We start from the raw sequence: 25,503 nt of genomic DNA, 5'->3' as shown, positions 1-25,503 counted from the left end.
CTCAGACGTTGAGGAAACGGTCGCGCAGCTTCGCGAAGAGCCCCTGCTGGAACCGCGCCAGGGTCGGCGCCTCCTGCTTGTGCGTCGACGCGAACTGCTTGATCAGCTCCCGCTCCTTGTGGTCGAGCTTGGTCGGGGTGACGACCTGGATGCCGACGCGGAGGTCACCGCGTCCGCTGCCGCGGAGGTGGGTGATGCCGCGATCCTTCACCGTGATGATGTCCGCGCTCTGGACACCGGCCTTCAGTTCGACCTCGATGTCGCCGTCGAGAGCCCTGACCTTCGCGTGGGTGCCGAGGATCGCATCCGTCATCGCCACTTCGAGTGTGCAGAGCAGGTCGTCGCCGTCGCGGCTGAAGACGTCGTGGTGCTTCACCTTGATCTCGAGGTACAGGTCGCCGTTGGGGCCGCCGGCGGGGCCGGCCTCTCCGCTTCCCGGCATCTGCAGGCGCAGGCCCGTGTCGACCCCGGCAGGGATGTCCACCGGTACGGTGCGGCGGGCGCGAACCCGGCCCTGGCCCTGGCAGGTGACACAGGGGGTGACGATGACCGTGCCGAAGCCGCGGCAGGTGCCGCACGGGCTCGAAGTCATCACGTTGCCGAGCAGCGAGCGGACGGAGCGCTGGATGCTGCCGGTTCCGTGGCAGATGTCGCAGGTGACCGGCGCGGTGCCCGGCTGGCAGCACGAACCGTTGCAGGTCTCGCAGACGATCGCCGTGTCCACCTCGAGGTCGCGATGGGTGCCGAAGATGACCTCGTCGAGTTCGACCTCGACGCGCAGCAGCGCATCCTGGCCGCGCTCGCGGCGGGACTTTGGGCCGCGTCCGCCTCCGCCACCGCCGAAGAACGTCTCGAAGATGTCGCCGAAGTTGCCGAAACCGGCGCCACCCGGGAAGCCCGCCTGTGGCCCGAGATCGTATTGCTCGCGCTGCTGGGGGTCGCTCAGCACATCGTAGGCGTGGGTGACGAGCTTGAACCGCTCCGACGCTTCCGCGCTCGGGTTCACATCGGGGTGGAGTTCACGGGCCAGACGGCGGTATGCCTTCTTGATCTCGTCGGGGGTGGCGTCGCGGTCGACGCCGAGTACTTCGTAGTGGTCAGCCACGTAGGCAGTTCCTTAACTGTCGATTGCTAGTTCTCGCCGAGCAGCCGGGAGAGGTATCGGGCGACGGCGCGAACGGCCGCCATGTTGTTCGAGTAGTCCATGCGTGTCGGGCCGAGGACGCCCAGGCGGGCGATCCCGGAGGACGACGACGTGTAGCCGCTCGTCAGCACACTCGTCTCGGAAAGGCCGAACGGCGCGTTCTCACGGCCGATGGAGACGGAGACGCCGTGCTGGTCGGTCGCCATCTCGCCGAACAGACGAAGCAGGATGACCTGCTCCTCGATCGCTTCGAGCACGGGGTAGATGCTTCCGGTGAAGTCGTGCTCGGTGCGCACGAGATTCGCCGCGCCCGCCATGAGGAGCTTGTCCTGGCGGTTGGCCTCGATCTGCTCGACGAGCGTGCGGGCGACCGGCGTGATCATGTCGTGCTCCGACTCCCCCGCATCTTCGGCGAGGGTGCGCAGGCGCGCTGCCGCCTCGCCGAGCGTGAGCCCTGCGGTCGCGGCGTTCACGGCCGACCGAACCTGCGCGATCCGCTGGTCGTCCAGATCCTGCGGCACCTCGATGACACGCTGCTCGACCGCACCCGAGTCGGTGATCAGCACGCTCAGCAGCCGCTGCGGCGCGAGCGTGACGAACTCGATGTGCCGGATGCGGGAACGGGAGACCGACGGATACTGGACCAGAGCGACCTGGTGGGTGAGTTGCGAGAGGAGACGCACGGTACGTGCGAGCACATCGTCGAGGTCGACGGACTGCCCGAGGAAGACTTCGATCGCCTGGCGCTGGGCGTGGCTGAGCGGCTTGAGATCGGCGAGCTGGTCGACGAAGACGCGGTAGCCCTTGTCGGTCGGAACGCGGCCGGAAGACGTGTGCGGCGCGACGATCAGCTCTTCGTCTTCGAGCGCCGCCATGTCGTTTCGGATCGTCGCCGCCGACACACCGAAAGCGTGGCGCTCGACGATGCTCTTCGAGCCGACAGGCTCGCGGGAGGCCACGTAGTCCTGCACGATCACGCGGAGAACCTCGAGGCTCCGATCCGACACCATCTTCTCGTCGCCTCCTGACACCGATCTATTAGCACTCGTTTAGCTTGAGTGCTAATCATATCGCCTCGACACGCCATCGAATCATTGCACCCGCTAGTTTCACAGCGATAACTTATGCATGAGTTCGCACGATCGCCCGGATCGATCACATCGAGAGGTGCACGCGCCCACCGAGCAGGTCCGTAGTTCCAGTGGAATGAAAGGTACCGATCATGACCGACCCCAACCAGCCGCCCGTCGACCCGGCGGCGTCCGGCGTCCCGCCCCAGCAGCCCGTGCCGCCGCAGCAGCCGGTCCCCCCGCAGCAGCCGTACTCGGCCGTTCCGCCCCAGCAGCCGTACTCGAGCGTTCCACCGCAGCCCGGCGTGCCGCCCCAGCAGCCGTATGCGGCGCCCGCGCCGGGCGCACCGCTCACCGCCGCCGAAGACAAGCAGTGGGCATCGTTCGCGCACCTCGGCGGGATCCTCTGGTTCCTGCCGTCGCTCATCATCTTCCTGGTCTTCAAGGACCGCGGCGCGCTCACCCGCCAAGAGTCGAAAGAAGCCCTGAACTGGCAGATCACCTGGATTCTCGTCTGGCTCGTCTCCGTGATCCTCGGCTCGATCCTGTTCGCGACCCCGGCGTGGCCGATCGCGTTCGTCTTCTCGCTGCTGATCCCCTGGATCCTGTACATCGTGAACCTTGTGTTCTCGATCCTCGGCTTCGTGCGGGTCAACGGCGGCGGCGCATACCGGTATCCGTTCAACTTCCGATTCATCAAGTGATGTCTGACTCAACACCCCCGCCCGCCCAGCCCTACCAGCCTGTGCCGCAGATGAGTCCTGCCGACGAGCGGCTCTGGGCGACGCTCGTCCACATCGGCGGCATCTTCTTCGGCTTCATCCCCGCGCTGATCGGCTACCTGATCCTCAAGGACCGCGGGCCGTTCGTGCGCGAGCACACCGCGACCGCCCTGAACTTCCAGATCACACTCGCCATCGCCTACGTCGTCGGCTGGGTCCTGAGCGTGGTGGGTATCGGCCTGCTCATCCTGCTCGCCGTCTGGGTGGTGAACATCGTCTTCAGCATCATCGCGGCGGTGAAGGCGAACGCCGGGCAGCCCTACATCTACCCACTCGCGATCCGTTTCGTCAGCTAGCTCGACGCGAGAAGCCGGCGCACGACCGCATCGGCGAGAAGCCGCCCTCGCAGGGTCAGTTCCACTGATCCGCGCAGGGCGGCTTTCGCGTCGATGAGCTCGTCCGCGATGAGGCCGGCGACTTCGCGGCGTCCGTCGGCGTCGAGCTCGCCGGTCGCAAGTCCGTCACGGATGCGCGTGAGCAGCAGGATGCGCTCGACACGCCTCGTCTCGGCATCGAGAGTCTCGCGGCCAGCCGCGGGCGACTCATCCGCTGCGATCCGTCCCGCGTAGGCGGCGGGGTGCTTCACGTTCCACCAGCGCACGCCGCCGACATGGCTGTGCGCCCCCGGACCGACGCCCCACCAGTCGTGGCCCTGCCAGTACGCCAGGTTGTGCCGGGACCGGTGGGCGTCATCCGTGGCCCAGTTGCTCACCTCGTACCAGCCGTAGCCGGCCGCAGTGAGTCGGGCATCCGCCGTCTCGTACATGTCGGCCTCGAGGTCGTCGTCGGGCTCGCTCACGACACCCGACCGGATCTGTCGCGCGAGCTTCGTGCCGGGCTCAACGATCAGTGCATAGGCGGAGAGATGGTCTGGACTGCAGGCGATCGCGGAGTCGAGTGAGCGTTCCCAGTCGTCGAGGGACTCCCCCGGCGTTCCGTAGATGAGGTCGAGGCTGACCTGCAGCCCGGCGTCACGCGCCCACTCGACCACGAGCGGGACGCGATCGGGGTCATGGGTGCGCTCAAGAGTGGCCAGCACGTGCGGAACCGCGGACTGCATCCCGAACGACACCCGCGTGAAGCCGCCGTCCGCGAGACGGCGCAGATAATCGGCGTCGACCGAATCCGGGTTCGCCTCGGTCGTGATCTCCGCATCCGGTTCGAGGCCCCAGGCATCGCGCACCGCGTGCAGCATGGATGTGAGATCGGTCGACGGGAGCAACGTCGGGGTGCCGCCGCCGAAGAACACGGTCGAGACGGGGCGCGAAGGGATGCCGCTTTCATCGAGCGCGCGGCGGGCGAACGCGACCTCGTGGACCGCATGACCCGCGTAATCGCTCTGGGAGACGCCGCGCAGCTCCGTCGCGGTGTACGTGTTGAAGTCGCAGTATCCGCAACGCACGCGACAGAAGGGGACGTGCAGGTAGACACCGAAGTTGCGGGATGCGGCGCCCACGGAGGCCGAGGCGGGCAGCAGGCCGTCGATCGGCGCCGGGTCGCCGAGCGGAAGTGCGCTTGGCATCCGCTAGGCCGCCCTGGCCGGCAGGAGCGAGCGCAAGTACTTGTTCGTGTAATGCCGCTGGACGAGACGGAGGACAGGATACGTCGCGCGGTAGAAACCGTTCGCCGGGCGCGACAGTGCGCGCACGACGAACCAGACAGAGCCATCGTCGCGCTGCTCGACGATGAAGGCCTCCTCGCCGCTCTCCGGATGGCCGTGCAGAGTCCCGTAGGCGAAACCGACCCGGTCCTGCTCGTCGATCAAGTACACGACGCGCACGGGCGCCGACACGTGGATCGGCCAGAACGGGATCTTCAGGACGGCGGTCATCCCATTGACGATGTACGGCGAGCCGTCCTCGGCGAAGATCGCCTCCGACTGGCGGTGCTCCTGCAGCTTGGCCGGGCTGCCGTCAGGGTTGAAGATCACGCCCTCATACTGCACGCCGGTGCCCTCGCGAGCATCCGTGACCGTGATGCCGCTCCCCCGCTGCACGCCCCAGGTCATGAGCGAGGCGGCCGCCGTCTGGAACCGCTCCTCGCCGCTGCCGAGCCGCGCCTCGCGGATCAACGGGCGGTAGCCCTTCGGCGGGTAATAGAGGAGGTCGGGAGCCTGCGTTCCGCCCACCGCGCCGTACGTGACGGGCTGGTCGGTGAACGTGGAGCGGCGCATGCGTCAACTTTACGAGAGTCTCGGGCACGTGGCGCGCGTCGGCCCGTTGTCCGCGCGCTCTCCCCCCTTTGGGGGGTGGAACGCGACTGTGGCCCGTCGATCGGCTCCACTAGCGTTGGGTCACCAGATCAAAGGAACACGATGACGAAACGAGTGGGCGCGCTCGGCGCGTGTAGTGCGCTGGCCGTCGCGCTCCTGCTGAGCGGATGCACACAACCAGCAACACCAGCGCACACCGTCGCGGCCGCCGCCGCTCCGGTTCCTTCCTCGACGCCAACCCCGGTCGAGACATACCCCACGTGCGCGTCCATGGTGCCTGCATCGACCATCAGCTCGATCGACCCGAAGCTCGTCCTCCAGCCTTCGCGCGGCTATTCGATCGCGCCGCCATTCGCAGGAGCAGCACCGAACACCCGTGCGGAGTTCATGACGGCCGTCTATCCGCCGTCTTCGACGACAGTGCTGGCGGGCCTCCAGGCAGGCTATTTCAACTGCGCGTGGTCGGATGCTCAGAATTACTATCTGGGCGTCGCAGTGCTCCCTTCCGGGTCCGCCGCGTTTGATGGCTACAGGAGCGCGCAGAAATACGACATCGCATCCTTCGACGGACTCGACGAAGGCGACCGGTCCTACGGCGGATGCAAGAACGGTGACGGGCAATCCTGCGAGATCGAGACGCTTTCGGGCACGACCTGGATAGCCGCAGAGGTAACGCCATCCCAGGTGTCTGCTGCGACGGCCCCGGAGATCAGGGCACAACTGGAGTCGGTCATCCGCGCGTCGATCGCCGACGTGATCGCTGCCGGAACACTCGTCTCTGCTCAGAAGCAGGCCTCATCGCACTGGCAGGCGCTCGCCGACTGCTCAACCATCGTCAGTGCGATACGCACGATTGAGCCGTCGGCCACCAGCACGCTCGAAAAGCAGACACTCGACTTCACGGACGCCTACGACCCGCTGTTCAGGGCTGGGGTCGACCAGTCGGGTGCCTTCTCCTGCAGCAACAGTGCGGCGGACGTCACCGTGCTCCCCGGTGCAGAAATCATGGGGCCGCTGGTTTACACCTCGGATGCGACCGCACCGGTCGCCGCCAGCATTCCGGGTGTCCTCAACGCCCGCGACAGCTGCGTCGCCTTCGAGAAGTCACAGTGCTGGACCGAAGGCTTTGTCGACCATGCGCTGGTGACAGTGACGGGCCAGACCTCGCCAGCGGAACGCCACGCGATCCTTGCTGCCGTCGCGGCCGGTTGACCGCCCGGTCGCGCAGCGACCTACTTCTTGTCCTTCTTCTCGACGTCGCCCGAGAGCGCAGCGATGAACGCCTCCTGGGGAACCTCGACCCGGCCCACCATCTTCATGCGCTTCTTGCCCTCTTTCTGCTTCTCGAGGAGCTTGCGCTTGCGGGTGATGTCGCCGCCGTAGCACTTGGCGAGAACGTCCTTGCGCATCGCACGGATACTCTCACGGGCGATGATGCGCGCACCGATCGCGGCCTGGATCGGCACCTCGAACTGCTGGCGCGGGATCAGCTCGCGCAGGCGCCCGGTCATCAGCACGCCGTAGGCGTAGGCCTTGTCACGGTGCACGATCGCGCTGAACGCGTCGACCTGCTCGCCCTGCAGCAGGATGTCCACCTTGACGAGGTCGGCCTCCTGCTCGCCGGCCGGCTCGTAGTCGAGGGATGCGTAACCGGCAGTCCTGCTCTTGAGCTGGTCGAAGAAGTCGAACACGATTTCGCCGAGCGGCATCGTGTAACGGATCTCGACCCGGTCCTCACCGAGATAGTCCATGCCGAGCAGCGACCCGCGCCGGCTCTGGCAGAGCTCCATGATGACGCCGACGTAGTCCTTGGGCGCCAGGATCGCCGCTTTCACCATCGGCTCCTCCACCTTGGCGATCTTGCCGCCGGGGAACTCGCTCGGGTTGGTGACGGTGATCGTCTTCTTGTCTTCGGTCGTCACTTCGTAGATCACGCTGGGCGCGGTCGTGATGAGGTCGAGGCCGAACTCGCGTTCGAGGCGTTCGGTGACGATCTCGAGGTGCAGGAGTCCCAGGAACCCACAGCGGAAACCGAAGCCGAGCGCAACCGAGGTCTCGGGCTCATAGACGAGGGCCGCATCAGACAGTTTCAGCTTGTCCAGAGCTTCGCGCAGCTCCGGGTAGTCGCTGCCGTCGATCGGATACAGGCCCGAGAAGACCATCGGCTTGGGCTCGGTATAGCCGGGCAGCGCCTGCGTCGCCGGCTTCGACGCCGTCGTGATCGTGTCACCGACCTTCGACTGGCGCACGTCTTTCACACCGGTGATGAGGTAGCCGACCTCGCCGACCCCGAGACCCTTGCTGGGGGTCGGTTCCGGTGAGCTCACGCCGATCTCGAGGATCTCGTGCGTCGCCCGGGTCGACATCATCTGGATGCGCTCGCGCGGCGACAGCTGCCCGTCGACCATTCGCACGTACGTCACGACGCCGCGGTAGCTGTCATACACGGAGTCGAAGATCATCGCGCGGGCCGGAGCCTTCGCATCGCCGACCGGGGCGGGGATGAGCTCGACGACGCGGTCGAGGAGTTCTTCGACGCCCATCCCCGTCTTGCCCGAAACACGCAGGACGTCCTCCGGTTTTCCGCCGATGAGGGACGCGAGTTCGGCCGCGTACTTCTCGGGGTCGGCCGCCGGCAGGTCGATCTTGTTGAGCACCGGGATGATGGTCAGGTCGTTCTCGAGCGCAAGGTACAGGTTCGCGAGCGTCTGGGCCTCGATGCCCTGGGCCGCGTCGACCAGAAGGATGGCGCCTTCGCAAGCGGCCAGCGAACGGGACACTTCGTAGGTGAAGTCGACGTGGCCGGGCGTGTCGATCATGTTCAGGGCATACGTGCCGGCGTCGACCTGCCACGGCATCCGCACCGCCTGGCTCTTGATCGTGATGCCGCGCTCACGCTCGATGTCCATGCGATCCAGGTACTGGGCGCGCATATCGCGGTCACTGACGACACCGGTGATCTGCAGCATCCGATCGGCCAGCGTCGACTTGCCGTGGTCGATGTGGGCGATGATGCAGAAATTGCGGATGGACGCCGGATCGGTCGCGGCGGGCTCGAGGGCCTTCAGAGCTCGTGGTGACATTGTGGGCCAATTCTCCCATGCCGCGGCCCGGTCGCACGACGCACCCCGGACGACCGCGGTCAGGCGGCGGATGCTGCGTCAGGCCTCGAAGCGCTCGGAGCGTTCGACGACGTGGCCACGGCCATCCGCCCACCGGTACACCTCGGCACCTTCGATGAAGACGCGCTCCGCACGGCTGTTCACGTCGAGCGGGTCGCCGGACCACACGACGACGTCTCCGTCGAGTCCTGGCGTCAGTGCGCCCACCCGGTCGTCGATCCGCATGAACGACGCCGGGTTCACGGTCAGTGCCTGCAGCGCGATGTCGCGCGGCAGTCCTTCCTTCACCGCGAGCGACGCCTGGTGCACGAGGAAGTTGATCGGCACGACAGGGTGGTCGGTCGTGATCGCGACCCGCACGCCTGCGGCCGCGAGCGTGGCGAGATTGCGGATGGCACGGTCTCGCAGCTCCACCTTGGAGCGCGACGTGAACAGCGGGCCGAAGATCACCGGGATATCGCGCTCGGCGAGCACATCGGCTAGCTTGTGACCCTCCGTACCGTGGTTGATGACCAGCCGGTAGCCGAACTCGTCGGCCAGCCGGATGGCCGTGGCGATGTCATCGTGACGGTGCGTGTGCTGGTCCCATGCCAGCTCTCCCTCGAGCACCCGCGCGATCGTCTCCTTCGCGAGGTCGCGCGTATACGGATTCCCGGCTTCGAGCGCAGCATCACGCGCGGCGATGTAGTCCTGCGCCTCGACGAATGCCTGGCGGATGATCAGGGCGACACCGAGCCGGGTGCTCGGCGTCTTGTCCTTGGCGCCGTAGACACGCTTGGGGTTCTCTCCGAGCGCGGACTTAACGCTCACCGCGTCACTGATCACCTGCTCGTCGATGGTGCGGCCGCCCCACGTCTTGATGGCGACCGTCTGGCCGCCGATGGGGTTGCCCGAGCCGGGTTTCACGACGACGGACGTGATGCCGCCGGCGAGTGCGTCACGGAAGCCCTCGTCATCGATGTTGATCGCGTCGATGGCCCGCACGGCCGCGGTGTTCGGCGCGGTCATCTCGTTGGTGTCGTCACCGGCCGGGCCATTGGCCTCCTCGTCGATGCCGACATGCCCGTGCGCCTCGACGAAACCGGGAAGCACCCATTTTCCGCTGGCGTCGACGACGTCGATGTCGGCGGGGACGGCGACGTCACGGCCGACGGCGGTGATCCGGCCGGACTCGATGAGAACCGTTCCCCCGTCGACCGGATCGCCGGCGACCGGCACGAGGTAGGCGTTGACGATAGCGACGGATGCGGGGGCTGTCTTCATGGGTCGAGCCTACGCCGACGCGTTTCGGCGCACGCATCCCAGAGGTTCACCGACCATTCACACTGCGTTACCCGGTCCGGCGAACGGAGTTCGCAGCGCAGCGATTCGTTTACATACGTCAATCACCGTCGAAGGGAACCACTATGAAAGCTGGCACATCCATGCATCGCGGCACTCCGATCGGAAGAACCAATCGCACGGCACGTCGCGCCCTCGTCACATCCCTCGTCTTCGGTGCGACAGTCGCGACAGCCGTTGCGGGCGCACTTCCCGCTACTGCGCATGACGCGGACCACCATCTGGTGCCCGGAAACCTGCTGGTGAGCCGTACCGAGTACGTCGCAGGGGCAGACATCATCACGCCGGGAACAACCCTGTTGCCGGCAGGGTGCACGACGGCCTGCGTCACCGCGACCAACGACGGAAGCTACCCCGGCGTCTGGAACAACGAGGCCGTCGACCCCAGCTTCGGCGTGTCCTCGCCCATCTTCCTCGACCAGCTCACCCCCAGCGGGCAGCAGGTGAGCACACTGAGCGTGCCTGACCCCGTCAGGGACAACCGGGGCGCGGACTCCAACGGGCTGGTCACGAGCTTCCCGTCGAAATCCGAACTTGCGCTCAACCTCTCCACGAGCGGGCGATCCGTGACCTTCATGGGCTACGTCGCCCCCACGAATGCGCTGGACGTGTCCAACTCGAACACTCCGGGAGTCACTGACCCGACGAACCCGGTCGGCACGTCCTACTACCGCGCTGTTGCCCAGCTCGACGCCGATGGTCACTTCACGTTCACCAAGACGAACGCCTACAGCGGCAACAACGGCAGGGCCGCGATTCTGAACGACAACCCGGGTGCCGGTTTCTACTACACGGCCGGCAATGCGGGAAACGGCGGCAACCCGCAGCCCGCCGGCGTGATCGCCGGTGCGGGCGCCCAGTTCATCACCCCGGCTCACACGCCGGAAGGCGTTCAGGTTCCTGGCGCGCCCACCCCGCTCGGCAGCTTCAACATCACGCAGCTGGGCGACAAGGCGGACAAGGTCGGCAAAGACACGAACTTCCGCGGACTGACGATCTTCAACGATGTCGTCTACCTGACCAAGGGAAGCGGCGGCAACGGCGTCAACACGGTCTACTTCATCGACACCACCGGTAAGGCGTGCCCGAACGGTGTTGGCCTTCCCCAGCCCGGAGCAGCGCTGCCGACGAGCCCGCTCGCGTACGACCCGAGTACGATCCAGGCCAGCGGGCTGACCAACAACATGTGCATCCTGAATGGATTCCCCACTGCTCTCAAGTCGAGCACCTCCTTCCCCTTCGGCGTCTGGTTCGCCAATGCGAACACGCTCTACGTCACGGATGAGGGCAACGGCACCGCGACCTATGGTGGGGGCATCTACACCGCGGCCGCCGCGCAGCCGACGGCGGGCCTGCAGAAGTGGACGCTCGTCAACGGCACCTGGAAGCTCGCATACACGCTGGCCGCAGGTCTCGATCTCGGAACGCCGTACCAGGTCGCGGGATACCCCGCCGGAAACAACCCCGCAACGGGACTTCCGTGGGCACCGGCGACCGACGGCCTGCGCAACCTCACGGGAACCGTTCACCGCGACGGTACGGTGACGATCTACGGCATCACCTCCACCGTCAGCGGCGCAACGGACACAGGCGCAGACCCCAACAAGCTGGTGTCGATCACGGATGACCTCGCCAGCACCTCAGCTGTGGCGGGAGAGCACTTCTCCACCCTGCGTACGGCGCACGGCGGCGAGGCCCTCCGTGGCGTGTCGTTCACGCCGGGCACGGGCACGGGGGCCGACCACTAGAAACCCGGTACCCGTCTGGCCCTGCCGACCTGCGTCGGCAGGGCCAGACGTCCGTGAGGGCGCGCGTGATGGAATGCCACGCCGCTCCCAGCGTTACCCACGTCATGAGCATTCTCCTGACCGGCGCGACCGGCTTCATCGGATCATCCGTTCTGCGACACCTGATCGACGAAGGCCACGCGGTCACCGCACTCGTACGCGATGCGACCAAGGCCGCCCAGGTCACGGCCTCAGGCGCCACTGCGCTGATCGGGGACGCCCGCGACATCGACCTGGTCGCGGATGCGTCAGAGGCGAGCGACGGCGTCATCCATCTCGCCTCGTCGAAGGATGTCGACCACGACTTCATCACGGCCGTCTTTCGCGGTCTCGAGGGCAGCGACAAGCCGTTCATCCACACCGGCGGCATCTGGAGCTACGGCAACAACCCGGACATCACCGAGTCGTCCCCCGTCGACCCGCCGGCGCTCACCTCGTGGCGCGGGACCAACGAAACGCGCGTGCGTGCCGCCCTCGGCATCCGCACGGTCATCGTGTCGCCGGGCATCGTGTACGGCTACGGCAAGGGCGTGCCGAACGACATCGTCGGGGCGCCGGTCACGGACACCGACCCGCCCGCCCTTCGGCTCATCGGAGACGGAACGCAGCACTGGGCGACCGTGCATGTCGACGACGTCGCCGCACTGTACGTTCTCGCCTTCGAGAACGAGGTGGCAGGCACCACCTACATCGCCGCGATCGGACAGAACCCGACGGTGCTGGAACTCACCGAAGCCGCAGCGGCTGCGGCCGGGATCGCAGGCGGGGTTGCTGCTGAGTCGGCGGATGCGTCGCGCGAGCGCCTCGGTGCCGGGTATGCGGATGCGCTCCTCCTCGATCAGAAGGCGTCCGGAACGCGGGCACGGATCGATCTCGGCTGGGTGCCGAACCGTCCGAGCCTCATCGAAGAGCTGACGCGCGGCAGCTACGCGCCGCAGCGCGCCACGCTCGGCTGATCCGGCTGGGCGTTCGTGGTGAAATTGCCGGGAACGCCGTCGTGCTGGTAACGTTGTCTGTTGGCTTGCGTGTGGGTTCTGTCCGCACGATCTTGCCGCAAGGCGCCCTCTCTCGCTGAGCGGCACATCCGTAACTCACATCGAACGAAAGAACTCAACCACTCGTGGCAAACATCAAGTCGCAGATCAAGCGCATCGGCACCAACAAGAAGGCTCAGGAGCGCAACAAAGCGGTCAAGAGCGAAGTGAAGACCGCAGTTCGCGCGACGCGCGAAGCGATCGTCGCAGGCGACAAGGACAAGGCCACCTCGGCCCTCAAGCTCGCGACGAAGAAGCTCGACAAGGCGGCCAGCAAGGGCGTCATCCACAAGAACCAGGCTGCGAACAAGAAGTCGGCTATCGCCAGGCAGGTCGCAAGCCTCTAGATCTCCCCAGTGCCTTCGGGCACTGTGCGACAGGGCCTCCGTCTGAGACGGGGGCCTTTTCGCGTTCAGCGCTCAGCGCGAGCCGGCTCCGTGCTGCAGCCTCTCCGTCACCGGGTCAGGCGCGGCCGCGTGAACTGACGATGCGGATCATTCGTTCGAGCGCGAAGACAGGATCGCGTCCTCCGCCCTTGACACTCGCATCGGTCTCGGCGAGCACTTCGATGCAGCGGCCCAGCCCCTCGTCGGTCCACCCGCGCAGGTCGCGCTGGGCGCGGTCGACCTGCCAGGGGGCGAGCCCGAACTGCGAGGCGAGCTGGGCCGATCCGCCTCGTGCCCCGGACAGCTTCGCCATCGTGCGCACCTTGAGCGCGAAGGCCGCGACCATGGGTACCGGATCGGCGCCCGACGCGAGTGCATGCCGCATTGTCACCAGCGCCTCCCCGTGACGGCCCGCGATCGCCGCATCGGCCACCTGGAAGGCGTTGGTCTCCACCCGGCCGCTGTAGTACTTCTCGACGGTCGCCTCGGTGACTTCGGTCCCGATGTCGGAGATGAGTTGCTGGCACGCGGCGGCGAGCTCGGCGAGGTCGTCGGTGAACGCCGACGTGATCGCCCGAAGCGCACCGGGAGTGATCTTCTTACTTGCAGCGGCGAACTCCGCCTGCGCGAACTCGTACTTGTCGGAGTCGCGTTTGAGCTCGACACACACGACCTCCATGCCGTCGCCGCCGCCCGCGCGGATCGCGTCGAGGAGCTTCTTGCCGCGCACACCCCCTGCGTGCCTCAGCACCACGACCGCTCCGTCGGCGGGAGCCGCGAGATAGCTGAGCATCTCATCGAGGAACACGTCGGTGCACTTCTCGACGGCGTCGACGCGGATCAGGCGCGGTTCGCCGAAAAGGGAGGGACTGGCGAAGGTGAGGAGCTCGCCGGGCGCATAGTCGTTTGCAGCGAGGTCGCTGATCTCGAGACTCGGATCTTCGGCCTTGAGCTGATCGCGAAGCAACCGGATGGCCCGCTCGGCGAGGAAGCCCTCGGTGCCGGAGACGAGCACGACGGACTTCGGGCGGATGCCGTTCCAGGGGACCTGGGGAATAGCCGCCGCCGTGCGGCCTGCGCCCCCCGCCGCCTTGCCACCGCGTGCGCCTCCCGTGCTTCGTGCCGCCACGATCCTCCTTCGTCCGTTCCAGCATAGGTGCCGCCTCCGTCATCGCCGGCGCGGTCTGTCCACACCTCGATGCCGCCGCCGTTGGCCGACGGCGAGACCACGAGCACGCCTTGTCTGTCCGTGCGAAGGACGCGGGTCCCGCACCTGGCCAGCAGATCGAGAAGGGACCGCGTCGGATGCCCGTAGCTGTTTCCCGCGCCGACGGAGATCAGCCCGACCTGAGCGTCGAGGAGTTCATAGAGGCGGGGCGACTGGTCGGCAGAGCCGTGATGCGCGACCTTGACGACGTCGACCGGGCGCACCTGGCCGGTCGCGAGCATCGCATCCTGTGGCCGCTCGCCGAGATCGCCCAGGAAGATGGATCGGATCCCCCGTCCCTCGAACTCGACCGTCACGCTGCCGGGATTGCCGCTGGGGAGCTGGTCGACGGCCCCACCGCCGACCGGCCACAGGATCGACCATGAGAGCCCTCCGAGTTCACCGCTGACGCCCGTCGTGCCCTGTTCGACGAGCGCACCCCCCTGCCGGAGCTGCTCTAGGTCGGCTTCGTCTCGGGGTTCGACGGGGCGCCCCACGATCGCTCGTTCGACCTTGCCGACCACGCCCGCAAGACCTCCGGAATGGTCGACGTCGAAATGGGTCAGAACAAGCAGGTCGAGCGTGCGGATGCCGAACCGGTCCAGACAGGCACTGATCATTTCAGGATGACGACCGACGTCGACCAACGCGTGATGATCGCCGTCTCGCACAAGAACGGCGTCACCCTGGCCCACGTCGCACGCGGCGATCTGCCAGTTCGCGGGAAGGGCCAGCGTGTCCCCCCAGCCCCTTCCCACCAGGGACCCCGTATACACTCCCCCACCTGTCACGAGCGCGACTGTGGCGAGGACGGACAACCACGCTGAGCGCCGGCCCACTGGCGAGACGACGCGGATGCACACGAGGAGGAGCACAGCGGCCGCGAGAAGAAGGCCGACTCCCCCGCCGGGCCACGGCAGGCGATTCGCGGGGAGCTCCTGAACCGTGAGAGCCACCCGGGCGATCCATTCCGCCGGAAGCCACGCCAGCCAGCCGAGCGCTACTCCGACGGCAGGCAGGACCGGCGATACCAGGCAGGCGCCGAGGCCGAGGATCGTCGCAAGCGGTACAGCCGGCTCGACGAGTACGTTCGCCGGGACTCCGTACAGCGGAAGGGTCGCATCGAGCAGGATGAGCACGGGCTGACAGGCGAGTTGTGCCGCCAAGGGTACTGCGACGATCATGGCAAGGCCGGCCGGCATCCATCGTGACAACGCGGCCGTGAGCGGGCCGGCGAGCAGCAGGAGGCCGCCGGTGGCGAGGACCGAGAGGGCGAAACCGTAGTCGACGGCTTTCCACGGGTCGAGCAGGAGCAGCACGATCACCGCCAGCCCGAGGGCTGGGAGACCGCGGGACGGCCGGCCACCGGCCAGCGAGAAGAGGACGATCATCGACATGATCGCCGCGCGAACGACACTCGAGTCCGGTGTCACCAGCACGACGAAGGCCGCAAGCGCTGCGACTGCGATTCCGGCCCGAAGACGGCGTCCAGCGCCCGCGGCCGCCGCAATGGCGAAGACAAGCCCGGTGATAAGGGCGCAGTTCGAGCCGGAAACGGCGGTCACATGGCTGAGCGAACTCGTCTTCATGGCTGTGTCGAGCGCATCGTCGACGGCGCTCACATCGCCGATCACGAGGCCGGGCAGAAGCCGGCCGCCCTCGCCGGGCAGATTCGCCGCCAGAGAGCGGAACGTGTGGCGCAGACCTTCCGTCCAGGACAACCAGAAGGGTGCCTGGACGGACACCTTCGGCGCTTCGGCCGAACTGACGAGATAGGCGGCCCTGTCACCTGCCGATGCCGATCGGATGCGTCCCCGGACGTCGACCGTGTCGCCGAATCCGATCCCGTCGAGCGAAGCGGTGTCAGCGTTCGCGAAGAGGACGACCGGAACGCTCACCTCGTTCGCTCGACCACCCTCGGCGACTCCGACAGCGGTGCCGACCAGCCGCCAGCGGGCGAGAGGCCCCGTCGATCCGCTCATCGTGCGCGGTGCCGAGTCGAGCCTCACCTGGAGGGTGATCAGCTGACCGCCCCGGGCTGCCTGCTCCAGGGGCTCAGGACTCCGTCCGGGCGCGGAGACGGCGATCACTGACGACAGGAGCGCGACGGCGACGATGGAGAGTCCCGCCGTACGCCATGCCACCCGGACCGACGTCGCGACGGCCGCCCCGGCACCGAGGACGAGCGCGACCACCCAGCCCACAGCAGCGACGAATCCGGCCGCATCAGGACAGAACACGAGCGCCAGCGATGCGAGCCACCCGGCCGCGGAAGGCACGACGAGCCGCAGGTCCACCGTCATACGGTGATCAGGTCTTTGAGCCCGTCGAAGAGGGTCTGGCCGATCCCGGCGACCTTCATCAGGTCAGCGGGCGCGGTGAAGCGCCCGTTCGATTCCCTCCAGTCGACGATGCGCTGCGCCAGAGCCGGCCCGATGCGCGGAAGTGCCTGAAGGTCGGACACCGATCCGAGGTTGATGTTCACCGGCCCGGACCCTGCCGCGGTCTTCGTCTCGCCCCCGGCTACGGCATCTGGTACGGCCTCGCCTTCGCGCGGAACGACGATCTGCTCGCCATCCGAGACGGGCCGAGCGAGATTGACCCCGCCGGCGTTCGCGTCGGCGGTGAGGCCGCCGGCCGACGCGATCGCGTCGACGACGCGCGAGCCGGCTCGCAGCTCGACGATCCCGGGTCGTGCAACAGCACCGAGCACGTGAACGAGCAGCACGGGGCCGGGCGTAGCAGGACCATTCGCAGTGCCTGAACGAGCCTCCGCACCAGCGCCGGCGCCCACGGGCGCCCGGGTACCAGCCGCCTCAGAGCCGACGTCGCGGACTCCCCCACGCGGCGCGAACGTCGTCACGACCACCGCGACGACCATCGCCACCAGGAGGAGGATCACACCGGCGCCGACCCCGATGCGCACTCGGGCACCGCGCGACCCATTGCGCGCGTCCGCGGCAAGGTCGCTCAGTTCGTTTTCGGCTCGATGTCGCACCCCTGAACGCTACGGTTCGCCCGCTCACTCCGCGCTCGCTCAGCTCGCAATTGTGGAGGAAGCAGGCAAGCCGGCTCTTGTGGAGGAGCCGCCCCGATCAGCCGACGGGACGCGTCGCGATGTTCACCAGGCGCGGAGCACGAACGATGACGTTCACGACCTCCCGACCTCCGACGGAGCGCAGGACCGCCGCAGATGAGCGCGCCAGCCCTTCCAGCTCCTCCGTCGAGATCTTCGGCGAGACCTCCAGCCGGTCGCGCACCTTGCCGTCGACCTGCACGACCGCCGTCACCCTGTCTTCGACGAGGAGGTTGGGGTCGGGCTTGCGCCACTGCGCGAGCGCCACCGACGGCTCATACCCGAGCGTCGCCCACATGTCTTCCGCGGTGTAGGGCGCGTAGATGTTGAGCGCCATCGCTGTGACTTCAGCGGCTTCCCGAACGGCGGGATCCCCCGCACCTGCGCCGGTATCGATCACCTTGCGCGTCGCGTTCACGAGCTCCATCAGCCGCGCGACGACCACGTTGAACTTGAAGGCCTCGATCAGTCCGGGCGCATCTGCGAGGAACCGGTGCGTGATGCGCCGCAGGGCCGTGTCGCCGTCTTTCCAGAGCACATCCGGCGAGCTCGTCACGTCGTTGGCCACACGCCATGCCCGCGCCAGGAACTTCGCACTTCCGGCCGGAGACACGTCGGCCCAGTCGATGTCGTCCTCGGGCGGCCCTGCGAACGACATCGTCAGGCGCACCGCGTCGACGCCGTGTTCGTCGAGCTGATCCGAGAGCTTGACCAGGTTGCCTCGCGACTTGCTCATCGCCGATCCGTCCATGAGCACCAGGCCCTGGTTCAGCAGTGCCGTGAACGGCTCCGTGAAACTCAGGTAGCCGAGGTCGAACAGCACCTTGGTGATGAACCGGGAATACAGCAGGTGCAGGATGGCGTGGGTCACCCCTCCCACGTACTGGTCGACGGGCGCCCATTTCTCGGCCTGGGCCGGGTCGAACGCGCGCGTGTCGTCACCGACGGACAGGTAGCGCAGGAAGTACCACGAGCTGTCGACGAAGGTGTCCATCGTGTCGGTGTCACGTTTTGCCGCGCCACCGCACGCCGGGCAGGGAACGTTCACCCAATCCTCTGCAGCTCCGAGCGGGCTGGTGCCCTTCGGCTGCAGGTCGAGGCCTTCGGCCGGGGGCAGCAGCACGGGCAGTTCAGACTCGGGCACAGGCACTTCGCCGCACTCTTCGCAGTGGATGATCGGGATCGGCGTGCCCCAATACCGCTGCCGCGAGATCAGCCAGTCGCGCAGCCGGAAGTTCTTCGCCGAGCGTCCGAGCGAACTCGCCTGCAGTGCCTCGGTGACGCGACGGATGGCATTGGACTTGCTCAGCCCATTGAACGGACCCGAGTTGATCAAGCGCCCTTCACCCGTCAGTGCAATGCCCGTCTCGGCCGGATTCAGCGGCGGGAGGTCGTCGGGCAGGATGGCCTCTCCGGTCTCGGGATCGGTGTGGATGACCGGGATGGCGCCCGTGACCGGCTGGTTCGTGTCGACGACGACGCGCACAGGCAGGTCGAATGCCCGTGCGAAGTCCAGGTCGCGCTGGTCGTGAGCGGGAACCGCCATGATCGCACCGTGACCGTAGTCGCTGAGCACATAGTCGGCGGCCCAGATCGGCAGGCGCTCACCATTCAGCGGGTTGATGGCGTGCCGTTCCAGGAAGACGCCGGTCTTCTCACGGTCCGAAGCCAGGCGATCCATCTCGGTGGTGCCGCGCACCGTCTCGAGGTAGGTGTTGAACCGTTCCTTGACCTGGTCTGGCGCATCCGCCACCAGCTCGGCCGCCAGGTCGGAATCCGGCGCGACCACCATGAACGTCACGCCGTAGAGCGTGTCCGGACGGGTGGTGTACACCGTCACGGGCTCGTCACGGCCTTCGATCGTGAACTGCACGTCCGCGCCCATGGAGCGGCCGATCCAGTTGCGCTGCATGCTGATGACCTTGCTCGGCCACGCACCTTCGAGCTGGTTCAGGTCGTCGAGCAGCCGGTCGCCGTAGTCGGTGATGCGGAAATACCACTGGGTCAGCTTCTTCTTGGTGACCAGGTGGTCGCACCGCTCGCACCGGCCGTTGACGACCTGCTCGTTCGCGAGAACTGTCTGGTCGAACGGGCACCAGTTGACCTGGCTCGCCTTGCGGTACGCCAGACCCTTTTCGTACAGCTTCAGGAACAGCCACTGGTTCCAGCGGTAGTACGCGGGATCGCTCGTCTGCAGCACGCGATCCCAGTCGAAGCTGGGCGCGTAGCGACGCATGCTCGCCTTCTGCTGCGCGATGTTGTCGTTGGTCCATCCGTTGGGGTCGAGCCCACGTTTGATGGCCGCGTTCTCAGCAGGGAGGCCGAACGAATCCCATCCGATCGGATGCAGCACGTTGAAGCCCTGCTGACGCCAGTAGCGCGCGATGACATCACCCAGTGCGTATGCCTCGGCATGGCCCATGTGCAGGTCGCCGGACGGGTACGGGAACATGTCGAGCACGTATTTGCGTGGGCGCTTGTCTGCCGGGTCGTCGGTAGCGAACGGCTTCAGTCCGTCCCAGACCGGAAGCCATTTGTCCTGGATGGCGGCGAAGTCGTACTGCGCGCCCTCGGTCGGCGCGCTGGCTGAATCGTGCTCGTGTGCCACGTAACTCTCAATCATCGTGTTGATGGGCCCGTCGACGCTGAAGGTGGCCCGCATTCGCCAGCGGGCGACGCCCATCGTCAAGGGTACTAAACGTTCGGGGGCCGCATTCCGTTCCCCCGGGCCTCACAGCCCCAATGCAGCGATGAGGGCCGACGCCTTCACGGCGACCTCGTCGAGCTCCTCCTCGGGAACGGACAGCGCCGTGATCCCGCCCCCTGCTCCGATGGAAGCCCGCTCCGGTTCGACAACGATACTGCGGATGACCATAGCGAGATCGACGCTTCCGTCGAGGCCGAAGTACCCGAAGCATCCGGAGTAGATTCCACGCGGGCCACCTTCGAGGTCGTGGAGGATGCGCATGGCACTGATCTTCGGCGCTCCGGTCATCGAGCCCGCGGGGAAGCACGCCGCGACGGCATCCAGCGGGCCGACACCGTCGGCGAGGGTGCCTTCGACCGTGCTGACCAGCTGGTGCACCTGGGCGTAGCTCTCCACGGCGAGCAGGTGGTGGACTTCCACCGAACCGACGACGCACACCTTTCCCAGGTCGTTGCGCATGAGATCGACGATCATGACGTTCTCGGCACGTTCCTTGTCGCTGGCCTCCAGCTCTGCCCGCAGGTCGAGGTCACGCGAGATCGTCGCGCCGCGCGGACGCGTCCCCTTGATCGGTTTGGTGCGGATGCGGCGGCCGGGTGTGATCGAGAGGAACTGCTCTGGCGAGGCGCTCAACAGCGCGATGTCGCCGAACCTCAGGAGTCCACCGTGGTGGGTCGGGCTTTTGGCGCGCAACCGCAGATAGACCTCGACCGGGTCGACGCTCACCTCGACGGTCGCCTCGTTCGTCAGACAGAGCTGATAGGCGTCGCCACGGCGGATGGCCTCCTGGCAGTCGGCGATCAGCCGCAGGTACGTTGAGTCATCGTGGCGCCACTGCAGCACTGCGTCGGCCGGTGCAGAGACTGCGCGTGGCACGCGGGCACGCCGCATTCCGGTGACGGATGCTGCGAGCCGGGCGCGCAGAGCATCCGCCCACTCGGCCGCTCCCTCCTGGTCGAGCGCGATCAGTTCGACCGACCGTGCGGCATGGTCGAACACGACGGCGCGCTCGGCGAAGAGCATGGCCGCGTCTGGCGCCCGGGTCGGAGCCACGGGGATCCCGTTGGCCGCCGCGCCGTATTCGTAGCCGAGCCAGCCGATCCAGCCGAGGGTGAAGTCGGTGGCATCCCGGTGCCGCGGCGACAGGTCGCCGAACTCTGCCAGCGAGTCGGCGAGAACGTCGAGGATGTCGGCGGCTCTCGTCGCCGCCTCCCCGCCTGGCCGCCCGATGGAGACGGTTCCGTCGGCGACCGAACCGGTCGCGAATCGTGATCCCTCGGTCGCGGCGACGATCACGGATATGCCGGAATCGGCATCCATTCCGGCGTCCAGCCAGGCCACGTACGGCTCGCCCACGAAAGCAGTGAGGAAGGCGGCCTCCGGTTCCAGCCATTCGTCGACCGGAAATCGCAGGATTCGGTTGGCCACCGTACTAGCCTAGAGCGGCTCGGGCCGCAGCCGGGCGGCTACACAGCGGCGGGTGGCCAGACGCGAAGGAGGGATGTGCGAATGAGCGAAAATGGTACGAGCGAGATCTCTGCGCTCTTCGACTGGCACGAAGGTTCCCTCCGCCTGCTCGAGGACTGCGAACTCTTCGCTACACGTCTCGAGGTCGCCGACTCCTTCCTGGTGAGCGACGGCCGCGCGCTGGCGGTCGGAGTGCACCGCAGCCGCTTCATCGAGTCCGCGATCGCTCGTGGGTATCCCGACGAACGGGAACTCGACGCGTTCTTCGGGGATGCCCTCCAGCTGGTGCCGCGCGAGGCCGACTGGTTCCCCCGCCTCGAGGTCTCGTCGCACGATGGCGCCTACCAGCTGCATTTCCGGCTTCGGTCGGCCCCCGAATTGCAGCAGTCGGTCGTCGTGGCAACGCACCATGGGCCCGACCCCCGAACCGAGCCGACGATCAAGGGGCCGGACCTCGGGTCGATGCTGCGCCTGCGTCAGGAAGCCCAGCGTTCCGGCGCGCGCGAGGCGGTCATCCTCGACGGCGGGCTCGTCTCGGAGGGCTCGACCAGCAGCCTGATGTGGTGGCGGGATGGCCGGCTGCTGGTTCCTCCATCGTGGCTGCCGCGCATCCCGAGCGTCACCGCACGCTCGATCATGACTGTGGCTGCCGCGATCGGCGCGCAGGTCGGCGAGGAGGAGGCGACGCCCGAGGATCTCACCGGATGCGAAGTGTGGGCGGTGAACGCGCTCCACGGCATTCGCGTGGTCCGGTCCTGGATCGGCGGACCCGAGCTGGACGCCGATGGACGACACGCCGCCCGCTGGCGGCCCCGGCTCACAGCGCTGACACGCCCTCTGGACTGACCGGCCGAAGGCGTCCGTCCTCCATCCGCACCCGTTGGTCGACCAGCTCTGACGGAACGGCGACGTGCGAGATCAGGATGACGGCTGCGCCCGCCGCCGCGGCGACCGTGACGATGTCGCGAACGATCCGGTCGGCGACATCGAGATCCACGTTCGCCGTCGGCTCGTCGACGATGAGCACGGAGACGTCCGCGAGCAGTGCCCTGGCGAGGGCGATACGCTGCGCCTGGCCGCCGGAGACGAGCGAGCCCCGCTCCCCGACCCTGGCGTCGAGGCCGCCCCGTTCGTGCAGCCAGTCGGCGAGGCCGACCCGCCCGAGCACGGCTTCGAGGTCGGCATCGGTGGCGGTGTCGCGCGCGAACAGCAGGTTCTGCCGGATGTCGGAGTCGAACAGGTATGGCTGCTGCTCACAGAGCCCGACGAGGGTGCGCACGTCGTCCTGGGCGAGGTCTCGTGCCTCGACGCCGGAGACACGATAACTGCCGCCGTAGTCGATGAAGCGGATGAGCACGTGGGCGAGCGCGGTCTTGCCCGCCCCGGTCGGCCCTTCGATCACCATCCGCTCGCCTCGCCCCAGGCGCAGGGACACGTCGTGGAGGATCGGCTGGGTCGAACCGGGCCAGTGCGCTGTGACCCGGTCGAGCACGAGAACAGGATCGTCGCCGGTCGTGGCCGGCAGCGGGCTCGAGTCCACGCCATCCACCGGGATGCCGGCCGGGATGCCCACCGGAATGGTCCCGGCGATGCGCTCTGCACTCGCCACGACCTGTCGTCGCGCGCTCAGCGCGAGTGGCACCATACCGAAGACCTCGAAGATCGCCAGGGGCACGAGGGCGAGCACTGCCAGGGTCGGAGCGTCGAGTCGCTGCGCTTCGAGTGCCGGGATGGCCACGAAGAAGGCACCGACCGTGGCCGCGCCCGCGAGCACCGAGACGACCCCGGCGGTCAGCGCGGCACCGGATGCGCGCGAACGGATGGCGCGGGTCAGGGCCGCGCCCGCTGCGACCGCCCGTCCGTTCGCCTCCTCGAGCGCTCCGAACGCAGTGAGAACCGGGAGGTTTCCGATGAGATCGAGCACACGATCGTTGAGCTCCGCCCGGAGCGGAGCGATCAGCCGTTGCGCCTTCGATGCCACGGAACCGTTCACGAGGGTACCGACGAGTCCAGCGAGAACGAGTGCGATCGCGAGGATGAGCGCGTCGGCAGGCAGCAGTATCGCTAGGCCGACGACGGTGACGACCGACACGATCGCTGCAGTCACCAGGGGCTGGACCACGCGGAGGGAGCGGTTCTGGAGCTCGTCGACGTCGTCCGCCAGCGCGGAGAGAAGGTCCCCGCGGCGTGTGGTGCCGAGCCCGTCGGGTGCGAGCGGCACGATCGTGTCCACCATGCCGGCGCGAATCGACGCGAGTTGCCGGAACGCAGCATCGTGTCCGACCAGCCGTTCAAGGTATCGGAAGGCGGCACGGCCGAGGGCGAAGGCCCGCACCCCGACCACTGCGACCGAGATGTAGATGAGCGACGGCTGTTCGGATGCACGCGTGATGAGCCAGGCCGACACCGCCAGCAGGGCGACCGCTGAGCCCGCGCTCAGCACACCGAACGCCACGGCGGGCCAGATCTGCCGCAGTGGCGGCTGCGACCCGCGGAGAATGGCCCGGACCCGGGCGTCACGCATGGCTCAGCTCCCCCACTGCGACGACGGCGTCGGCCGCGTCGATCACCGCAGCGCGATGGGAGACGACGATGACGGTGCGTCCACCGGACGCGACCGCGCGCAGCTCCTCAACGACCCGGGCCTCCGTGATGTCGTCGAGGGCGGACGTGGGCTCGTCGAGCACCAGCACCGGGCAGTCCCGTTCCAGCATCCGGTAGATCGCACGCGCGACGGCGACCCGCTGCGCCTGGCCGCCCGACAATCCCGACCCGCCGACTCCCAGGAGAGTGCCCGGTGCGAGCTCGTCGGCGGCGGCCGTCGCGAGAGCCGTCACGACCCGCTCCTCGCTGTAGGCGTCGGTGCCGAGCGCGACGTTCTCGGCGATGGTCCCTGCGGCGAGGCCCGGCTGCTGTCCTGCCCAGGAGACGAAGTCGTTCGTGGCGCGCTGCCTGGACGGATGCTCGTGCCCACCGAGACGGATGTCGCCGTCGTATGCAGTGAAACCGAGCAGCGCGGCAAGCAGGCTCGATTTTCCTGCGCCGCTCGGACCGGCCAGCACGGTCAGCGACCCCGGCTCGAACCGGGCGGTGATCTCGCGCACCCCGCCGATGCCGGCGTAGTCGATCGAGACCGACTCGAAGACGACGGTACCGCGCGCAAATGCGGGATCGAGCACAGGCATCCGCCGGGAGATGTCGGCGACGCCGGCACGATCCTCGTCCAGGATCGCGAACGCGTCTTCCGAGGCGGCGATTCCTTCGGTCGCGTCGTGGTACCGGCTGCCGACGTTACGCACAGGGAGGAAGGCTTCCGGCGCGAGGAGCAGGACGAACAAACCGATGCCGAGCGTGAGGTCGCCGGACAGCAGGCGAAGGCCCACTTCGACGGCGACGACCGCGACCGACAGGCTCGCGCACAACTCGAGCACGAAGCCGCTGAGGAACGAGACGCGCAGCACGCGCATCGTGCGCACCCGGTATTCCTCGCTGATCGCTCGGATCCGCTCGGCCTGGCGGTGCTGCCTGCCGAACAGCTTGAGGGTGGAGAGACCGTTGACGACGTCGAGGAATGCGCGCGAAAGCCTGCCGAGCGTCGCCCACTGGCGCTGCTGGGCGGTCTGGGTCGCCCAGCCGACGAGCACCATGAACAGCGGGATGAGCGGGAGGGTCACGATGACGATCACGCCGCTGGTGGGATCGCTGATCAGCATGACCACGACGATCAACGGGGTGGCAACGGCCGTCATGATCAGTTGCGGCAGGTAGCGGGTGAAATAGCCGTCGAGTGCGTCCAGTCCGTGGCCAGCGGTCAGGGTCACCTCCGCGGTGCTGCGCGACGCGAGCCAGGAAGGTCCGAGGCGTGCGATCGCTGCCAGCAGGGCCGCCCTCAGCTGGCCGATCGAGCTGGCGCCGCCCCGGGTCGCCGTGAGATCGGCGAGCCAGAGAAGCAGCCCCCGAACGGCGATGACTATGGCGAGGGCGGTGAGGAGGCCGCTCAATTGCCGGATGCCGTCCCCGGCGATCGCGCGAACGATCACCTGCGTGACAATCCACGCGAACGCGACGATACACACCGTCTGTGCCAGCGCGATGACGGCACCGAGGGCGAGCGTCGCGCGCGCCGCCGACGCGTAAGCGAGAAGCCGCCGATCGAGGGGTCGCACGT

Annotated in this window: 19 protein-coding genes and 1 pseudogene; 7 read left to right on the top strand and 13 right to left on the bottom strand. The window is 67.5% G+C overall.

The genetic code is table 11. The features are described 5' to 3' along the window. Position 1: 1 nt before the first annotated feature. Both dnaJ and hrcA read right to left on the bottom strand, forming a co-directional pair. A complete protein-coding gene (dnaJ, locus tag ACPPVQ_RS10100) occupies positions 2-1,105 on the bottom strand; it encodes a molecular chaperone DnaJ (RefSeq protein ID WP_426521145.1) in 1,104 nt (367 codons plus the stop codon). 26 nt (positions 1,106-1,131) lie between these two features. Then, complete coding sequence (hrcA, locus tag ACPPVQ_RS10095) at positions 1,132-2,154, bottom strand: heat-inducible transcriptional repressor HrcA (RefSeq protein ID WP_426521217.1); 1,023 nt, start codon at positions 2,152-2,154, stop codon at positions 1,132-1,134. Positions 2,155-2,366: 212 nt separating this feature from the next. Here hrcA and ACPPVQ_RS10090 point away from each other — a divergent pair, with 212 nt between their 5' ends. Further along, positions 2,367-2,918 carry a DUF4870 domain-containing protein gene (locus ACPPVQ_RS10090; RefSeq protein ID WP_426521143.1) on the top strand — a complete coding sequence of 184 codons (552 nt, stop codon included), beginning with the start codon at positions 2,367-2,369 and terminating at the stop codon, positions 2,916-2,918. After that, on the top strand, positions 2,918-3,292 hold the full coding sequence (locus ACPPVQ_RS10085) for a DUF4870 domain-containing protein (RefSeq protein WP_426521141.1): 375 nt from the start codon (positions 2,918-2,920) through the stop codon (positions 3,290-3,292). The genes ACPPVQ_RS10090 and ACPPVQ_RS10085 overlap by 1 nt, the downstream gene beginning before the upstream one ends. Here the strand turns inward: ACPPVQ_RS10085 and hemW are convergent. After that, entirely contained in the window at positions 3,289-4,518 is a 1,230-nt protein-coding gene (hemW, locus tag ACPPVQ_RS10080) for a radical SAM family heme chaperone HemW (RefSeq protein WP_426521139.1), read from the bottom strand. The genes ACPPVQ_RS10085 and hemW overlap by 4 nt on opposite strands. A gap of 3 nt (positions 4,519-4,521) precedes the next feature. After that, positions 4,522-5,169 (bottom strand): DUF1990 family protein, encoded by a 648-nt coding sequence (locus ACPPVQ_RS10075; RefSeq protein WP_426521137.1) that lies wholly within the window; start codon positions 5,167-5,169, stop codon positions 4,522-4,524. A gap of 141 nt (positions 5,170-5,310) precedes the next feature. On the opposite strand from ACPPVQ_RS10075, the gene ACPPVQ_RS10070 reads away from it, so the two are divergent. Further along, positions 5,311-6,420: a hypothetical protein gene (locus ACPPVQ_RS10070; RefSeq protein ID WP_426521135.1), complete on the top strand. Its 1,110-nt coding sequence runs from the start codon at positions 5,311-5,313 to the stop codon at positions 6,418-6,420. Positions 6,421-6,440: 20 nt separating this feature from the next. Here the strand turns inward: ACPPVQ_RS10070 and lepA are convergent, their stop codons facing one another. Next, complete coding sequence (gene lepA / locus ACPPVQ_RS10065) at positions 6,441-8,291, bottom strand: translation elongation factor 4 (RefSeq protein ID WP_426521133.1); 1,851 nt, start codon at positions 8,289-8,291, stop codon at positions 6,441-6,443. A 78-nt stretch (positions 8,292-8,369) separates the two neighbouring features. Then, entirely contained in the window at positions 8,370-9,593 is a 1,224-nt protein-coding gene (locus ACPPVQ_RS10060) for an amidohydrolase (RefSeq protein WP_426521131.1), read from the bottom strand. A gap of 143 nt (positions 9,594-9,736) precedes the next feature. Between ACPPVQ_RS10060 and ACPPVQ_RS10055 the strand changes: the two genes are divergently transcribed. The 3 genes from ACPPVQ_RS10055 (at position 9,737) to rpsT (ending at position 12,839) form a co-directional block, all read left to right on the top strand. Beyond that, positions 9,737-11,419, top strand: coding sequence for a hypothetical protein (locus ACPPVQ_RS10055; protein ID WP_426521129.1), 1,683 nt, complete (start codon positions 9,737-9,739; stop codon positions 11,417-11,419). Positions 11,420-11,523: 104 nt separating this feature from the next. After that, positions 11,524-12,414, top strand: coding sequence for an NAD-dependent epimerase/dehydratase family protein (locus ACPPVQ_RS10050; protein ID WP_426521127.1), 891 nt, complete (start codon positions 11,524-11,526; stop codon positions 12,412-12,414). Positions 12,415-12,578: 164 nt separating this feature from the next. Next, on the top strand, positions 12,579-12,839 hold the full coding sequence (gene rpsT, locus ACPPVQ_RS10045) for a 30S ribosomal protein S20 (RefSeq protein WP_426521125.1): 261 nt from the start codon (positions 12,579-12,581) through the stop codon (positions 12,837-12,839). Between the two features lie 115 nt (positions 12,840-12,954). Here rpsT and holA read toward each other — a convergent pair whose 3' ends face one another. From holA to ACPPVQ_RS10020, 5 genes and pseudogenes are all read right to left on the bottom strand, one after another. Beyond that, positions 12,955-14,007, bottom strand: a complete 1,053-nt coding sequence (gene holA, locus ACPPVQ_RS10040; RefSeq protein WP_426521123.1) for a DNA polymerase III subunit delta — start codon at positions 14,005-14,007, stop codon at positions 12,955-12,957. Positions 14,008-14,270: 263 nt separating this feature from the next. Beyond that, a pseudogene (locus ACPPVQ_RS10035) lies at positions 14,271-16,067 on the bottom strand (ComEC/Rec2 family competence protein); the annotation flags it as partial. Positions 16,068-16,384: 317 nt separating this feature from the next. After that, positions 16,385-17,083 (bottom strand): helix-hairpin-helix domain-containing protein, encoded by a 699-nt coding sequence (locus ACPPVQ_RS10030; protein WP_426521121.1) that lies wholly within the window; start codon positions 17,081-17,083, stop codon positions 16,385-16,387. A 97-nt stretch (positions 17,084-17,180) separates the two neighbouring features. Next, positions 17,181-19,769 (bottom strand): leucine--tRNA ligase, encoded by a 2,589-nt coding sequence (gene leuS, locus ACPPVQ_RS10025; RefSeq protein WP_426521215.1) that lies wholly within the window; start codon positions 19,767-19,769, stop codon positions 17,181-17,183. A gap of 123 nt (positions 19,770-19,892) precedes the next feature. Beyond that, the gene (locus ACPPVQ_RS10020; protein ID WP_426521119.1) at positions 19,893-21,296 is read right to left on the bottom strand and encodes an anthranilate synthase component I family protein; all 1,404 of its coding nucleotides are present in this window, start codon (positions 21,294-21,296) and stop codon (positions 19,893-19,895) included. An 81-nt stretch (positions 21,297-21,377) separates the two neighbouring features. On the opposite strand from ACPPVQ_RS10020, the gene ACPPVQ_RS10015 reads away from it, so the two are divergent. Next, complete coding sequence (locus ACPPVQ_RS10015; RefSeq protein WP_426521117.1) at positions 21,378-22,181, top strand: aminotransferase class IV; 804 nt, start codon at positions 21,378-21,380, stop codon at positions 22,179-22,181. On the opposite strand, the gene cydC is transcribed toward ACPPVQ_RS10015, so the two are convergent. Beyond that, a complete protein-coding gene (gene cydC, locus ACPPVQ_RS10010; protein WP_426521115.1) occupies positions 22,153-23,859 on the bottom strand; it encodes a thiol reductant ABC exporter subunit CydC in 1,707 nt (568 codons plus the stop codon). The genes ACPPVQ_RS10015 and cydC overlap by 29 nt on opposite strands. After that, positions 23,852-25,501: a thiol reductant ABC exporter subunit CydD gene (gene cydD, locus ACPPVQ_RS10005; RefSeq protein ID WP_426521113.1), complete on the bottom strand. Its 1,650-nt coding sequence runs from the start codon at positions 25,499-25,501 to the stop codon at positions 23,852-23,854. The genes cydC and cydD overlap by 8 nt, the downstream gene beginning before the upstream one ends. Positions 25,502-25,503 lie beyond the last annotated feature (2 nt).

This window comes from Leifsonia sp. McL0618, from assembly GCF_049994905.1.
GTDB lineage: Bacteria > Actinomycetota > Actinomycetes > Actinomycetales > Microbacteriaceae > Diaminobutyricibacter.
Note: the sequence above shows the minus strand (reverse complement) of the source record. Positions and strands in the feature narration are given on the sequence as shown.